Origin of the sequence: Cryobacterium sp. TMT2-14 (assembly GCF_004402465.1) — a bacterium.
Classification (GTDB): Bacteria; Actinomycetota; Actinomycetes; order Actinomycetales; family Microbacteriaceae; genus Cryobacterium; species Cryobacterium sandaracinum.
Map to the genome: position 1 here is coordinate 1 of NZ_SOFV01000046.1, position 14,448 is coordinate 14,448.

General features: G+C 68.7%; 14 protein-coding genes. 12 read left to right on the forward strand and 2 right to left on the reverse strand.

Annotated features, from left to right (window positions below):
• Positions 1–132: 132 nt before the first annotated feature.
• Positions 133–1,185 carry a GNAT family N-acetyltransferase gene (locus E3O28_RS15955; protein ID WP_104100943.1) on the forward strand — a complete coding sequence of 351 codons (1,053 nt, stop codon included), beginning with the start codon at positions 133–135 and terminating at the stop codon, positions 1,183–1,185.
• A gap of 55 nt (positions 1,186–1,240) precedes the next feature.
• On the opposite strand, the gene E3O28_RS15960 is transcribed toward E3O28_RS15955, so the two are convergent.
• Positions 1,241–3,151 carry an acyltransferase family protein gene (locus E3O28_RS15960; RefSeq protein WP_241973173.1) on the reverse strand — a complete coding sequence of 637 codons (1,911 nt, stop codon included), beginning with the start codon at positions 3,149–3,151 and terminating at the stop codon, positions 1,241–1,243.
• A 196-nt stretch (positions 3,152–3,347) separates the two neighbouring features.
• Here E3O28_RS15960 and E3O28_RS15965 point away from each other — a divergent pair, with 196 nt between their 5' ends.
• From E3O28_RS15965 to glmM, 4 genes are all read left to right on the forward strand, one after another.
• Positions 3,348–4,181 (forward strand): tRNA pseudouridine synthase A, encoded by an 834-nt coding sequence (locus E3O28_RS15965; protein WP_104100941.1) that lies wholly within the window; start codon positions 3,348–3,350, stop codon positions 4,179–4,181.
• Positions 4,182–4,350: 169 nt separating this feature from the next.
• Positions 4,351–4,797, forward strand: coding sequence for a 50S ribosomal protein L13 (gene rplM, locus E3O28_RS15970; RefSeq protein WP_104100940.1), 447 nt, complete (start codon positions 4,351–4,353; stop codon positions 4,795–4,797).
• 49 nt (positions 4,798–4,846) lie between these two features.
• Positions 4,847–5,332: a 30S ribosomal protein S9 gene (gene rpsI / locus E3O28_RS15975; protein ID WP_104100939.1), complete on the forward strand. Its 486-nt coding sequence runs from the start codon at positions 4,847–4,849 to the stop codon at positions 5,330–5,332.
• A 21-nt stretch (positions 5,333–5,353) separates the two neighbouring features.
• A complete protein-coding gene (gene glmM, locus E3O28_RS15980) occupies positions 5,354–6,715 on the forward strand; it encodes a phosphoglucosamine mutase (protein ID WP_104100938.1) in 1,362 nt (453 codons plus the stop codon).
• Between the two features lie 295 nt (positions 6,716–7,010).
• On the opposite strand, the gene coaA is transcribed toward glmM, so the two are convergent.
• Positions 7,011–7,967 (reverse strand): type I pantothenate kinase, encoded by a 957-nt coding sequence (coaA, locus tag E3O28_RS15985; RefSeq protein ID WP_104100937.1) that lies wholly within the window; start codon positions 7,965–7,967, stop codon positions 7,011–7,013.
• Between the two features lie 33 nt (positions 7,968–8,000).
• Between coaA and glmS the strand changes: the two genes are divergently transcribed.
• The 7 genes from glmS to tsaD all read left to right on the forward strand — a co-directional run bounded on the left by glmS (position 8,001) and on the right by tsaD (position 14,372).
• Complete coding sequence (gene glmS / locus E3O28_RS15990; protein ID WP_104100936.1) at positions 8,001–9,851, forward strand: glutamine--fructose-6-phosphate transaminase (isomerizing); 1,851 nt, start codon at positions 8,001–8,003, stop codon at positions 9,849–9,851.
• A 59-nt stretch (positions 9,852–9,910) separates the two neighbouring features.
• Positions 9,911–10,267, forward strand: a complete 357-nt coding sequence (locus tag E3O28_RS15995) for a holo-ACP synthase (RefSeq protein WP_104100935.1) — start codon at positions 9,911–9,913, stop codon at positions 10,265–10,267.
• The gene (gene alr / locus E3O28_RS16000) at positions 10,264–11,442 is read left to right on the forward strand and encodes an alanine racemase (protein WP_104100934.1); all 1,179 of its coding nucleotides are present in this window, start codon (positions 10,264–10,266) and stop codon (positions 11,440–11,442) included. The genes E3O28_RS15995 and alr overlap by 4 nt, the downstream gene beginning before the upstream one ends.
• Entirely contained in the window at positions 11,442–11,963 is a 522-nt protein-coding gene (gene tsaE / locus E3O28_RS16005; protein WP_104100933.1) for a tRNA (adenosine(37)-N6)-threonylcarbamoyltransferase complex ATPase subunit type 1 TsaE, read from the forward strand. Before alr ends, tsaE begins: the two co-directional genes overlap by 1 nt.
• Positions 11,964–12,118: 155 nt before the next feature.
• Positions 12,119–12,751: a tRNA (adenosine(37)-N6)-threonylcarbamoyltransferase complex dimerization subunit type 1 TsaB gene (tsaB, locus tag E3O28_RS16010; RefSeq protein ID WP_134373341.1), complete on the forward strand. Its 633-nt coding sequence runs from the start codon at positions 12,119–12,121 to the stop codon at positions 12,749–12,751.
• Entirely contained in the window at positions 12,751–13,263 is a 513-nt protein-coding gene (gene rimI / locus E3O28_RS16015) for a ribosomal protein S18-alanine N-acetyltransferase (RefSeq protein WP_104100931.1), read from the forward strand. The genes tsaB and rimI overlap by 1 nt, the downstream gene beginning before the upstream one ends.
• Entirely contained in the window at positions 13,260–14,372 is a 1,113-nt protein-coding gene (tsaD, locus tag E3O28_RS16020; RefSeq protein ID WP_134416791.1) for a tRNA (adenosine(37)-N6)-threonylcarbamoyltransferase complex transferase subunit TsaD, read from the forward strand. The genes rimI and tsaD overlap by 4 nt, the downstream gene beginning before the upstream one ends.
• Positions 14,373–14,448: the final 76 nt, after the last annotated feature.

Below are 14,448 nucleotides of genomic sequence, written 5' to 3' on the forward strand. Positions count from 1 at the left end.
CCGTTGCATCGTGTTGAGTGTGGTAACCCAATCGATACCGGAGGTCCTCACCTTTTTAGCTCACGCCACGCTCACAACCTGTGTGGGAACAACAGCTAGCACCCTCGCGGGGCCCCGGCTACAATATTGGCCATGGAACGCCTGAGCGGAACCCAGAATCAGGGCCCGCGTCGGCGTGCAGCCCCGCCGCTCGACGCGCCGGGGCCCGCCCACCCTGAGATCGCCCGGTGGCGTCCGGCAACGGTGTCGGACGCCGACGACCTGTGGCAGTTCACTTGCGCGGTCGGCAAGGCGGACCATCCGTACCACCTGACGACGCGGGAGGGAATCGAGCGGGACTTCGGTCTGTCGTACTTCCATCCGGAGCGGGATTCCCTGATCGGGTTCGCCGCCGACGGCACCCTCGTGGCGATGGGGATGGTGATGGCGCCGCCGGGCGAGACGCTGGCCCGCGCGATCCTGGTCGGCGGGGTGCACCCCGACTACCGCGGACGCGGAATCGGCCGCGAGCTGCTCGCGTGGCAGCTGGGCCGGGCCGAGCAGCAGCTCGCCACCGACGATCCCTCGGTTCCACGCTGGATCCTCGCCTACACCGAGGAGACCGCGTACCGCAGCACCCGTCTGTTCCGGCGCCTCGGCATGGAATGCGCCCGGTACTTCCAGTCCCTCGAGCGGCGCCTCGACGAGCTGATCCCCGAGATCGACCTTCCGGTTGACATCCGCGTCATCCGGTTTACCTCGGAGCTCTCTGCGGCCGTTCACGAAGCGCGCGACTCGTCGTTCCGGGATCACTGGGCCAGCCAGCCGATGAGCGACGATGCTTGGGACTCCTTCGTGACGAGTCGCAAATTCCGCCCCGACCTCTCATACCTGGCCCTCGCGGCCGGCCCCGACGGCACCCCGAAGGTCGTGGGCTTCACCCTGGCCACGGTCAACGAGGACGACTGGCTGAACCAGGGCTACACCGGCAGCCACGTCGACCTCGTCGGCGTCATCGACGGATGGCGGGGCAAACACATCGCGCGGACCCTGCTGGGCCTGCATTTGCATGCCGCACGCACCGAGGGTCTGGCCCGGGCGACCCTGGTCGTCGACTCCGAAAGTCCGACCGGCGCGCTGAACCTGTACCTCGGCATGGGTTTCACGCCCACCACCCGCAGTCTCGCCTTCACCATTGAGCTCTAGTCCCACCCGGGACCCGCACCCGCCGACCCGGCCGACCCGGCCGACCCGGCCTTGGTCACGGCAGCAGCGGCGGCCGGAAAGAGGGTGACCCGGCAGGGTCGGGCAGGCGATACGCCTCGAGGCCCGGCTGCGGCGGCGGCTCGGCGAGCCGTTCCAGAGCGGCCCGGATGACGTCGGCATAGATCCGACCGCCGGCCGGACCGGGATGGATGTTGTCGTTTGCGAGCACATCCGTGTGCGAGGCGATCGCCGTGCTCCAATCGGCCAGCTCGACCGTGCGGTGCCGGGCAGCGTACTCGGCCAGGCTGGCGTTGACCCCGGCCGTCCAGTCACGTTCGGCGAAGGCAGTGACCAGGATCAGCTCCCGGTCCGGGCCGATCACCGCGCGGATGGCCGCCAGCTGACTCGAACGGATCGGCCCGTTGGTGCCGAGGCCCACGACGACCACCGGCCGGAGCGTGCCGGCCTCGGCTTGGGTGGCCAGGATGTCGGGGGCAGCCCCCATGCCCCGTGAGACGGTGGCATCGATCGCGATCCCCGGGAAGCCGGCCTGCAGCTCGGGGGCCGAGGCGAGCATCACCGAGTCGCCCACGGCCGTGATCAGGTCCCCGGGCGCCGCGCGTTCAATGGCGCTGACGGCCGGCCGGGACGCGCGCCGTGCGTTCTGCACGGCCTGCCGCTGCGCAGCATCCAGTGCCTTCTGGCCGCGTTCGATCTCGCTCTGGGCGCTCGTCTGGGCGGGAGCGGTGAGCAGCGCCGCGGTCGTGCCGGTCGCCAGAAACAGCGCGGCGGCGCCGAACAGGCCGAACCAGACGAGCCTGCCGGGCATGCGGATCGTGCGCGCGCCGCTCGTGCCCTGCCGCAGGCGACGGATGCTGCCGCGCACCCCCTTCGTGCGCACGGGAAGTTCCAGCCAGCGGTACGATCCACCGGCCGCCAGCAGCGTCAGCGCGCCCGCCAGCACCCCGACTCCGATGCTCGTCAGCACGGTCGGCGACGCGGCGGCCGCCGGCCACGCCCCCTGGGCGAGCACGAGCACCGGCCAGTGCCACAGATAGATGCCGTAGGAGCGTTCACCCAGGTAGCGCAGCGGCGCGGTATCCAGCGCCTGGCCGAAGCCTGGCCCGCGCACGGCCGCCCAGATCACGACCGCGGTCAGCAGGCTCACCAGCATCAGTCCGCCTCGATAGGTCGCCAGGCCGGTGTCGGGCAGGGCGAACGCCGCCGCCAGAACCCCGGCCAGGGCGAGCCGACCCAGCCACGGCCGCCAGCGGTCGCGCAGGGCGGCGAGGCGGGGTGCCGTGCCGTCCGGGAGGCCCGAACGGCGCAGCAGCAGCGCAAGCGCGGCACCGGTGAAGAGCCCGAAGCTGTGCGTGTCCGAGCCGTAGTACACCCGGGTGGGGTCGGCGGGGTCGTACAGTAGCCCCATCCAGACGGCAGAGGCCAGGGCCAGGCCGGCGACGAGTGCCAGGCGAAGCCGGCCGCTCCTCACCAGCAGCAGGCCGAGGAGAGCGAACGGCCAGACCAGGTAGAACTGCTCCTCCACCGCCAGCGACCACAGGTTGCGGAACAGTTCCGGCGCCGTGGCGCTGAAGTAACTCGCCGACCCGGCGATCGATACCCAGTTGTAGCCGAAGGTGATCGCGCCGAGCAGCTGCCAGCCGAGGCCCACCAGCACGTCGCCGCCGATCAGCCAGGCGGCAGTGCACAGGATCAGCACCAGAGGGACCAGTGGCGGCACCAGGCGCAGCGCCCGCCGTTTCCAGAATCGACCGAGCGCGATCCGCGAGGTTTCGTCCCGTTCGGTGATGAGGAGGCCCGTGATCAGGAACCCGCTGATCACGAAGAAGACGTCGACCCCGATGAATCCGCCGGGAAGGACCGCGGGGAAGAAGTGGAACACCACGACCAGAACGACGGCGATGCCACGCAGGCCGTCGAGACCGGCCAGGCGTTTGGTGGGCACGTTCACGGAGTCCGGATGAGCGTCAGAGGGCGGGGGCGGCAGATTTTCATGACAGGTGGGGACCGAAGTCCGGGTTCTACGATATCCCGGACCGGACCGTACACTTACCTCCGTGATTCTTCCCCCGGCGCCCGACGAGACCCAAGCAGCGGGCACCACCCGGATCAGGCTCGACATCGCCTATGACGGCACCGGCATGAGCGGCTGGGCGACGCAGCCGGGCCTCCGCACCGTGCAGGGTCAGATCGAGGCCGGGCTGGCCGGCATCCTGCACAGCCACCCACCGACCCCGATCCTGACCGTGGCCGGGAGAACGGATGCCGGTGTGCACGCGACCGGGCAGGTCGCCCACTTCGATCTGAACCCCGACCAGGCCGACGGCCTTGTGCGCATCTCCCGCGGCAAGGGGCGGCCCCCGACGCCCCTGGCGGTCATGGTGCAGCGGCGGCTCAGCGGCATCCTCGTCACCCAGCCCGAAATCGTGATCATATCCTCCGTGCTCGCCCCGCCCGGGTTCGACGCCCGGTTCTCCGCGCTTTACCGGCGCTACGAGTACCGGATCGCCGACTCCGTCGTCGGGCACGACCCGCTGCAGCGGTTCCGCACCACCTGGCACGGCTTCGCCCTCGACGTGGACGCTATGGACGCGGCTGCCGCGACGCTGATCGGCCTGCACGACTTCGCCACCTACTGCAAGCCGCGGCCCGGGGCCACCACGATCCGCACCCTGCAGGAGTTCCGCTGGTACCGCGATCCGGATGGTGTGCTCGTCGCATCCGTTCAGGCTGACGCCTTCTGCCACAGCATGGTGCGCGCGCTGGTCGGGGCCTGCGTCGCGGTGGGGGAGGGGCGGCTGTCCGGGGACCGCCTCGTCGACCTCCGGATCGAGCGGGCACGTACCAGCGAGTTCAAGGTGATGCCCGCCCAGGGTCTCACGCTGCTTGAGGTCGGCTATCCGGCCGACGAACTGCTCGCCCTGCGGGCCCGCGAAACGCGCGCGCGCCGGGAGCTCATCGACGACACCGAGTAATGGTTGAATTGCGCTGCCGGGCCGACGGCGTTAGTGTTATTCCTTGGTGTCTGTGCGTTGCAGCCAGACACACGAACGTGAGCCCTCCATCGATCGTGTTCCCTTTCTGGGAACACACCCGGAGCGGGATTCACGAACACCTCCGTTCGAACAAGAAAGCAGCTCAATAGTGACGCGCACTTACACTCCCAAGGCAAGCGAAGTCCAGCACGACTGGGTCGTCATCGACGCCACAGATATCGTGCTCGGTCGTCTTGCCAGCCACGCCGCCATTCTCCTTCGCGGGAAGCACAAGGCAACGTTCTCTCCCCACATGGATATGGGCGACTTCGTCATCATCATCAACGCCGAGAAGATTGCCCTTACCGGCAAGAAGCTCGACCTGAAGATGGCGTACCGCCACTCCGGTTACCCGGGCGGCCTCACGGCCACCAACTACTCGGAGATGCTCGAGAAGCACCCGACCCGCGCGGTCGAGAAGGCCATCCGTGGCATGCTGCCGAAGAACACGCTCGGCCGCGCCCAGCTGGCCAAGCTCAAGGTCTACGCCGGCCCGGAGCACCCGCACGCCGCGCAGCAGCCGAAGCCGTACACCCTCGCCCAGGTCGCTCAGTAGCGCCGGCCTCCAGACTTTTCGATTCTAAGAAAAAAGGATTCACACCATCGTGGCGAAAATCGCAGATCAGATTGACCAGGCTCCGGAGAGCTACTCGACCGAGACTCCGACCGAGACTGTAACCAAGGCGCCCCGCGCCATCCTCAATGTCCCCGGCGCAGCCGTCGGACGTCGCAAGCAGGCCATCGCCCGCGTGCGCATCGTCCCCGGCTCCGGCACGATCACCGTCAACGGCCGCGAATTCGGGGACTACTTCCCGAACAAGCTGCACCAGCAGCTCATCAACGACCCGTTCAAGGTGCTCGACCTCATCGGCAGCTACGACGTCATCGCCCGTATCACCGGTGGTGGCCCCTCCGGCCAGGCCGGTGCCCTGCGTCTCGGTATCGCGCGTTCGCTGAACCAGATCGACGAAGAGAACAACCGTGCCATCCTCAAGAAGGCCGGCTTCCTCAACCGTGACGCTCGCGTCAAGGAGCGTAAGAAGGCCGGACTCAAGAAGGCCCGTAAGGCTCCTCAGTTCTCCAAGCGTTAAGTCGATTGGCACCGTAGAAAAATGCCTCGACTATTTGGCACGGACGGCGTCCGGGGTCTGGCCAACCGTGATCTCACGGCTGGCCTGGCTCTGGCCCTCGCCCAGGCCAGTGCGGCGGTCCTGACTCAGGGCCGCCGCGCGGAGTTGCGTCGCGCAGAGGGCCGTCGGCCCGTTGCGGTGCTCGCCCGGGATCCTCGGATCTCCGGTGAATTCATTTCGGCCGCGGTCGCGGCCGGACTGGCGAGCTCCGGTGTGGACGTGCTCGACGCGGGCGTCATTCCGACGCCCGCCGCGGCTTTCTTGATCGCCGATATCGGCGCAGACTTCGGCGTGATGATTTCCGCCTCGCACAACCCCGCTCCCGACAACGGCATCAAGTTCTTTGCCTTCGGGGGAACCAAACTTCCCGACGACGTTGAGGACCGCATCGAAGAGCACCTGTCGCTCGACATGCTCACGCCGATCGGCGGAGACGTCGGTCGCATCAGCCGCTTCGCGGACGCCGAGGACCGCTATGTCGTGCACCTGCTCGGAACGCTGCCGCACCGCCTGGACGGCATCCACGTCGTGCTCGACTGCGCGCACGGCGCCGCCGCCGGCGTATCGCCGCAGGTCTTCACGGATGCCGGTGCCACGCTCACGGTCATCGGAGCCGACCCCGACGGCAACAACATCAACGACGGGGTGGGCTCCACCCACCTCGACAATCTCTCCCGTGCCGTCCTCGAGGCCGGTGCCGACGTCGGAATCGCCCACGACGGCGACGCGGACCGGTGCCTGGCCGTCGACCGCGACGGCAACATCATCGACGGTGACCAGATCATGGCGATCCTCGCTGTCTCCATGGCCGAGCGCGGGGTTCTGAAGGACCGCACGCTCGTGGCCACGGTGATGAGCAATCTCGGTTTGCGTAAGGCCATGGCGGCCAACGACATCCGCATGATTGAGGCCAAGGTCGGCGACCGGTACGTGCTCGAAGAGCTCAACGTCGACGGGCTGTCCCTCGGCGGCGAACAATCCGGTCATGTGATCATGACCAAGTTCGCCACGACCGGTGACGGCATCCTGACCGGGCTGCACCTGGTCGCCGAAATGGCACGCACCGGCAAGACCCTCGCAGAGCTCGCCTCGGTGATGACGGTCTACCCGCAGATCCTGGTCAACGTGCGCGGCATCGACCATCACGGGCTGAAATCGAACGAGGTCATCGCGGAGGCTATCCGTGCCGCTGAGGCCGAGCTCGGGGACACCGGACGGGTGCTGCTGCGACCGTCGGGCACCGAGCCCATGGTGCGCGTCATGGTAGAAGCGGCCGATCAGGGCACCGCCGACCGGCTCGCGAACGAGCTGGCCGACATCGTGCGCCTGCAGCTCGCCCTCTAGAGAGTTCTCGCCGCGGCCGCACCCTCGTTCTCGGCCGCGGGCCCCGCGCCCTCGTTTTCGGCCGCGCCCCGCGCGCCCGCTCCGCCCCGCGCCCCTGACGAATTCGACGGAGATTGTGGCCGAATCGTTCCGAAACAGCCACAGAAACCGGCTTTTCGTCAAAATCTCCGTCGAATTGGTTCACGGCCGGAGTGCCCGGACGTCGAGGGTGCCCGGACGTCGAGGGTGCCCGCACGTCGAGGGTGCCTGTGCGGTGACACCCGGCGGAGCGCACTGTGCGGTGACAAACGGCGGGTCACACCTTGCGCAGCAGCACCTTGGAGACGGAGTGGTTCGGATCCTTGCGCAGCACGAGGGTCGCCCGAGAGCGGGTCGGACGAATGTTGCGCAGCAGGTTCGGTTCGTTGATCTCGGTCCAGATTTCCCGGGCCCGGCTCCGCGCCTCGGCCTCGGTCATACTCGCGTACCGGTGGAAGTACGACTTCGGATTGCTGAATGCGCCGCGCTGCAGCTTGAGAAAGCGCTCCTCGTACCAGCGAGCGATGTCCTGCGTGCGGGCGTCCACGTATACGGTGAAGTCGAAGAGGTCGCTGACGGCGAGGCCGTGGCCCGGTCCGGGCGGCTGCAGCACGTTGAGACCCTCGACGATCAGGATGTCCGGCTGCCGCACCACGATCTGGGCGTCGGGCACGATGTCATAGCTGAGGTGTGAGTAGAACGGCGACCGCACTTCGGCGGCACCGCTCTTGACCGCGGCCACGAAGCGTAGCAGGGCCCGCCGGTCGTAGGACTCGGGGAACCCTTTTCGGTCCATCAGGCCCCGGCGGGTGAGTTCGGCATTGGGCAGCAGGAAACCATCGGTGGTCACCAACTCGACCCGCGGGGTGTCCTCCCAGCGGGCCAGCAGCTCCCTCAGCAAGCGGCCGATGGTGGACTTGCCCACCGCGACCGATCCGGCGACCCCGATCACGAACGGCGTGCGCTGGGCGCGCTCCCCGAGGAAGTCGCTCGTGGCGCGGTGCAGCTGCCGTGCACCGGCGGCGTAGAGGTTGAGCAGGCGGCTGAGCGGCAGGTAGACATCTGTCACCTCACTGAGGTCGAGCGGCTCACCCAGCCCCCGCAACTGCACGATCTCCGTCTCCCGCAGCGGAAGCCGGGTGGTTGGCGCGAGGGCGGCCCAGTCAGCCCGGTCCAGTTCGACGAAAGGAGTGCTGTGGCCGTTGTTCCAGGGACTCGCAACCGGATCGGACATTTCACCGAGCTTACTCGGACTAATATCGCAGTCATGTGTGGAATCGTTGGTTACGTCGGAGATAACAAGAGCGTTCAGGTCCTGATGGGAGGTCTGCGGCGACTCGAGTACCGGGGGTACGACTCCGCGGGGATCGCTGTCATCGACAGCGAGGGTGCTCTCAATACCGCTAAGCGAGCGGGCAAGCTGGCCGTTCTGGCCGCCGAGCTTGAGGCGAACCCGATTAATAATGGGAACACCGGGATCGGTCACACTCGGTGGGCCACCCACGGGGCGCCGAATGACGTGAATGCGCACCCGCACCTGGGTGACAACGGCAAGCTGGCCCTTATTCACAACGGAATTATTGAAAACTTCTCCGTGCTCAAGGACGAACTCCTCGCCGAGGGATTCACCTTCGAGAGTGAGACCGACACCGAGGTCGCCGCGATCCTGCTTGGCCGGGAATACCAGCGCGTCGGCGACCTGGGCGAAGCGTTCCGCGCTGTCGTCTCCCGCCTCGACGGTGCCTTCACCCTGCTCGCCGTCCACCAAGACCAGCCCGGCATCGTCGTCGGCGCCCGCCGCAACTCCCCGCTCGTGATCGGCTTGGGCGACGGAGAGAACTTCCTCGGCTCCGACGTCGCCGCTTTCGTCGAGTACACCCGCCGCGCCGTCGCCATCGGCCAGGACCAGATCGTCACGATCACGCCGGACCTCGTCACCGTGACCGACTTCGACGGCAACGCCGTCGAAGTGGAAGAGTTCGACATCGCCTGGGATGCCTCCGCGTCCGAGAAGGGCGGCTGGTCCAGCTTCATGGCCAAGGAGGTCTCCGAGCAGCCGGATGCCGTGCGCAACACCCTGCGCGGGCGCATCCATGAGGGCCAGGCCGTCGTTCCCGAGCTGACCGAATTCGGAGACGACGTGCTCGCCGGCATCCGTCGCATCGTGGTCGTCGCCTGCGGCACCGCAGCGAACGCCGGCTACGTCGCCAAGTACGCCATCGAGAAGTGGACCCGGGTTCCGGTCGACATCGAACTCAGTCACGAGTTCCGTTACCGCGACCCGGTGCTGAACCCCGAGACCCTGGTCATCTCGATCAGCCAGTCCGGCGAAACCATGGACACGCTGATGGCGGTCAAGTTCGCCCGGGAAGCGGGCGCGAAGGCCATCTCGATCTGCAACACGCAGGGTGCCACCATCCCCCGCGAGTCGGACGCCGTCATCTACACCCACGCCGGCCCGGAGGTCGCCGTGGCCTCAACCAAGGGCTTCACCGCCCAGATCGCCGCCCTCTACCTCTTCGGCCTGCATTTGGCCCGGGTGCGCGGCAGCCTCAGCGAAGCCGAGTGCGCCGTGCAGATCGCCGAGCTCCAGGCCATCCCGGACAAGCTGGCGACCACGCTGCTGCAGGAGTCGACCGTGCACGAGCTGGCCACCTGGATGGCCGACACGCGTGCCGTGCTCTTCCTCGGCCGCCACGTGGGCTTCCCGATCGCGCTCGAGGGTGCGCTCAAGCTCAAGGAACTCGCGTACATCCACGCGGAGGGCTTCGCCGCCGGTGAGCTCAAGCACGGCCCGATCGCGCTGATCGAGCCCGGCCAGCCGGTCTTCGTCGTCGTGCCGAGCCCACGCGGCTCCGCGCACCTGCACCCCAAGGTGGTCTCGAACATCCAGGAGATCCGAGCCCGCGGCGCGCGCATCATCGCGATCGCCGAAGAAGGGGATGTCGCGGTGCTGCCGTTCGCGGACACCGTCATCCGCATCCCGCTGGCCTCGCCGCTGTTCGAACCGCTCCTCGCGGTCGTGCCGCTGCAGATTTTCGCCATGGAACTCGCCACGGTGAAGGGCCTCGACGTCGACCAGCCGCGCAACCTGGCGAAGTCCGTCACGGTCGAGTAGCGCCAGTCCTCGAGTCGGAGTAGCCGGAGGGTGCAGCACAGGGTGCAAGGGTTGACCGGATGATCCGGGGCATCGGGGTCGACATCGTCGACCTCGCTCGCTTCGAACGGCAGGTCTTGCGCACGCCTGGGCTTATTCCCCGGCTTTTCACGGAAGCCGAGCGCGGGTTGCCGATGCACTCCTTGGCCGCGCGCTTCGCGGCCAAGGAGGCACTGATCAAAGCGCTCGGCGACAGTGCCGGCGCCAGCTGGCAGGAGATGGACGTCGTGACCGACGCGCACGGCAACCCGGGATTCGTGCTTCACGGGGCTACCGCGGCGGCACTGACGGCCCGCGGCATCGACACAGTGCACTTGACCATGACTCACGACGCCGGGGTGGCCTGTGCGTTCGTGGTCGCGGAGGGCGGGGCATGACCGGATACCGCGAGGCCGTCGTCGACCTGGGCGCGGTCTACGCCAACGTCGCGCACCTCAGGCAGGTGGCCGGCACCCCGCACCTGATGGCCGTCGTCAAGGCGAACGCCTACGGCCATGGGGCAGTGCCGGTCGCCCGCACCGCGCTCGCCGCGGGCGCCGACTGGCTCGGGGTGGCCGACGTCGACGAGGCGCTCGAGCTGCGGGCCGCCGGCATCGACGCGCCCGTCCTGGCCTGGCTGCACGATCCGGATGCCGATTTCACCGTCGCCATCACCCGGAGCATCACCCTCGGGCTGTCCTCGGCGCGGCAGCTGCGCCAGGTCGCCGAGGCCGCCGCCGCTCTCGGTCGCGTGGCCGACGTGCACCTCAAGCTCGAGACCGGGCTCAACCGCAACGGCGTGAACGAACCGGACTGGGCCGAGACGTTCGCTCTGGCGGCCCAGCTCGAGCAGGCCGGCCGCCTGACCGTGACCGGCATTTTCAGCCACCTGTCGAATGCGTCCCCGGTCGACGACGCCGAGGCGATCGAGCGCTTCGAACGCGGTGTCGCTCTCGCCGCCGACACCGGGCTGACCCCGTCTCTGATCCACCTGGCGTCCACCGCGGCGGCGCTGCGCGTGCCGGCCGCCCGCTTCTCGATGGTGCGGGTGGGCATCGGCATCTACGGTCTGTCGCCGTTCGCGGACCAGACGTCGCAGGATTTGGGCCTCACCCCGGCGATGACGCTGCGGGGGCGCGTCGCCGCCGTGCGCCGCGTGGCTGCGGGGGCCGGGGTGTCCTACGACTACCTGTGGCGGGCACCGGTCGACGGCTACCTCGCCCTCGTGCCACTCGGCTACGCGGACGGCGTGCCCCGCCAGGCCTCCGGAACCGCGTGGGTCGACATCTCTGGACACTCGCATCCGCTGGTCGGGCGCATCGCGATGGATCAGTTCGTCGTCAGCGTCGGCCAGGAACGCGTGACGGTCGGCGACGAGGTCGTACTGTTCGGCAACCCGGAGACCGGTGTGCCGAGCGCGACCGACTGGGCCGACGCCGCCGGCACCATCAACTACGAGATCGTTACCCGGATCGGCCGCCGGGTTACCCGCAGCTACCGGAACGCGGTCGACGGCGCGGCGGGCGGCACGCGGCCCGGCGGCGGCGTTCGGCCCGGCGGCGGTTCGCGCTGATGCGCGCCGTCATCCCCGACGCCGACAGCATGCACGAGTTCGGCCGCACGGTCGCGGGGCTGCTGCAGGCCGGCGACCTGATCGTGCTGACCGGGCCCCTCGGCGCCGGAAAGACGACCTTCACCCGCGGCCTGGGGGAGGGTCTGCAGGTGCGCGGCTCGGTCACCAGCCCCACCTTCGTGCTGGCCCGCACCCACCCCAGCACGATCGGCGGACCCCCGCTCGTGCACGTCGACGCCTACCGGCTCGGAAGCGCCCTCGAGCTGGATGACCTCGACATCGATTTCGTTCGGTCGATCGTCGTGGTCGAGTGGGGTCGCGGGATGCTCAACGGTATCGCCGACTCCTGGCTCGATATCGAGATCGAACGGCCCGTCGGGGCCTCGCAGGCGGCCGCATCCGTCGTCGCCGACGAGGCCGAGGTGCTTGACCTCGACGAGCCGCGCACGGTCACGGTCACCCCGCACGGCCCCCGCTGGCCGAACGAATTCGACGGAGATTTTGCTCCTACAGGCCCATAGTGGGCCCGATCCGGCTCCAGAGCCCAAAATCTCCGTCGAATTCGTTCAGGGCGGCCGACGAGCAGGCCTGGCGGAGCAGGATCGGCAGCACAGCCCGTCGGCGGCACAGCGCATTAGCGGCACAGCGCATCGGACACAGCGAATAGGCTGGTGAGGTGCTTCTCGCCATCGATACTTCCGCCGGAACGAGCGTCGCGGTCGTGGATCTCGCCCGAGGCGTCATCGCCGAACACGCCACCGACGACACTATGCGCCACGCCGAGGTGGTCGGCCGCCTGATCGCCGACTGCCTCAGCGACGCGGCCGTGCCGATCAGCGGCCTCTCCGCGGTGGTCGGCGGCATGGGTCCCGGCCCCTTCACCGGTCTCCGTGTGGGCATCGCCGCCGCGCGGGTCTTCGCGCTGGGCGCCGGGGTGCCCTTCGTGCCCGTCGTCAGCCACGATGCGCTCGCCTTCGGCCGCTACCAGGCCGGCCACACCGGCCCGCTCGTCGTCGTCACCGACGCCCGTCGCCGCGAGGTGAACTGGTCCGTGTATAGCGGGGCGGATGCCGTGGGTCTCCCGATCCGGGTCGACGGTCCTGGTGTGGCCCGGCCAGCCGTGCTGCGGGAGCCCGGCTGGGCGCACGCTGGGGTGCCCCGCTTCGACGCGGTCGCCGTGTCCGCCGGGGAGCTGGGGCAGGTTGCCGAGCTGATGTGGGCCCACCAGCGCCCGTTCGCCGCCGACACGGCGCTCTACCTGCGCTCGCCGGATGTCACCGTGTCCAACGGCCCGAAACGGGTGAGTTGATGATGTGGCAGCTGCGGCGCGCCCGAGCCGCCGATGTGGACGCCATCATGGCGCTCGAGACCCGTATCTTCGTCAACGACGCGTGGTCCGCCGAGGCGATGGCCCAGGACGTGGTCAACCCGAACTGCTACTACCTGGTGGCCTTCCCCCCCGATGAGCCCGACCGGATCGAGGGCTACGCCGGGCTGCAGGCCCTGCAGGGAGCGCGCGAGGGCGACATTCAGACCATCGCGGTCACCCAAGAGGCCCGCGGCCACGGCCTCGGCCGAACCCTGATGCTCAGCCTGATCGCCGAGGCCCGGAAGCGGGGCGTGCGCGAGGTGTTCCTCGAGGTGCGCGCCGACAACCCGCCGGCCCAGGAACTCTACCGCCGACTCGGCTTCGAGGAGTTGGGCATCCGCCCTGGCTACTACCAGCCCGACAACGTCGACGCGATCGTGATGCGACTGCACGTGCCTGACGCCGAGATGCAGATGACACCGGCAGAGGCCGCACTGGAGGCCACCGAATGACCGCCCTGAACGCGCAGACCACCCTGAACGCGATGACCGCGCAGAACCGCGCCAACCCGCTCGTGCTCGGCATCGAGACCTCCTGCGACGAGACCGGAATCGGAATCGTGCGCGGAACCACCCTGCTCTCCAACACGATCGCGTCGTCGATGGACGAACACGCCCGCTACGGCGGAGTCGTGCCGGAGGTGGCCGCGCGCGCACACCTTGAGGAGCTCGTTCCGGCGATCCGGGCGGCCGCGCTGGAGGCCGGCATCCGTTTGAAGGACATCGATGCGGTGGCCGTGACCTGCGGCCCCGGTCTGGCCGGCGCGCTCATGGTCGGGGTCGGCGCGGCCAAGGCACTAGCCATCTCGCTCGGCAAACCGATCTACGCGGTCAACCACCTCGTCGGTCACGTCGGGGCCGATGTGCTTCGACTCGGCGCAGACGACTCCACGAAGCCGCTGGAATACCCCACCGTTGCGCTCCTCGTCAGCGGCGGTCACACCTCACTGCTGCTGGTGCGCGATCTGGTCTCCGACGTCGAACTGCTCGGCGAGACCATCGACGACGCGGCCGGCGAGGCCTTCGACAAGGTGGCCCGCCTGCTCGGCCTGCCCTACCCGGGCGGACCCCAGATCGACCGGGCCGCGCGGGAAGGCAATCCCGCGGCCATCCGTTTCCCCCGCGGTCTCAGCCAGACCAAGGACATGGCGAAACACCGGTACGACTTCTCGTTCTCCGGGCTCAAGACCTCGGTCGCGCGCTGGGTCGAGCAGAGACGCGACGCGGATGAGTCGGTGCCGCTGGCCGACGTGGCCGCCAGTTTCCGAGAGGCGGTCGTCGACATCCTCCTGACCAAGGCCGTCGCGGCCTGCGTCGACCTCGGTGTGCCGAGGCTCCTGCTCGGGGGCGGCGTGATCGCCAACGCCCGGCTGCGTCAGGTGGCCCAGGAGCGCACGGATGCCGCCGGCATCGCCCTGCGCATCCCGCCTCTGTCGCTCTGCACCGACAACGGCGCCATGATCGCGGCCCTCGGGGCGCAGCTGATCATGGCCGGGCATGCGCCTTCGTCACTGGAGTTCGGGGCGGACTCCACCCTGCCGGTCTCCGAGATCCAGGTCTGAAACCCCCTCCCACCGGTATTTCGCCACCGGACGGGTATTCTGGCTTCGGCAGGCGACGTTTGTTCGTGCGATCAAC

Coding starts and splice junctions, on each gene's coding strand:
- rimI (WP_104100931.1), top strand. CDS start 12,751: ATGATGTGGCAGCTGCGGCGCGCCCGAGCCGCCGATGTGGACGCCATC.
- tsaE (WP_104100933.1), top strand. CDS start 11,442: ATGCGCGCCGTCATCCCCGACGCCGACAGCATGCACGAGTTCGGCCGC.
- E3O28_RS15955 (WP_104100943.1), top strand. CDS start 133: ATGGAACGCCTGAGCGGAACCCAGAATCAGGGCCCGCGTCGGCGTGCA.
- glmS (WP_104100936.1), top strand. CDS start 8,001: ATGTGTGGAATCGTTGGTTACGTCGGAGATAACAAGAGCGTTCAGGTC.
- E3O28_RS15995 (WP_104100935.1), top strand. CDS start 9,911: ATGATCCGGGGCATCGGGGTCGACATCGTCGACCTCGCTCGCTTCGAA.
- coaA (WP_104100937.1), bottom strand. CDS start 7,967: ATGTCCGATCCGGTTGCGAGTCCCTGGAACAACGGCCACAGCACTCCT.
- E3O28_RS15965 (WP_104100941.1), top strand. CDS start 3,348: ATGAGCGGCTGGGCGACGCAGCCGGGCCTCCGCACCGTGCAGGGTCAG.
- alr (WP_104100934.1), top strand. CDS start 10,264: ATGACCGGATACCGCGAGGCCGTCGTCGACCTGGGCGCGGTCTACGCC.
- glmM (WP_104100938.1), top strand. CDS start 5,354: ATGCCTCGACTATTTGGCACGGACGGCGTCCGGGGTCTGGCCAACCGT.
- tsaD (WP_134416791.1), top strand. CDS start 13,260: ATGACCGCCCTGAACGCGCAGACCACCCTGAACGCGATGACCGCGCAG.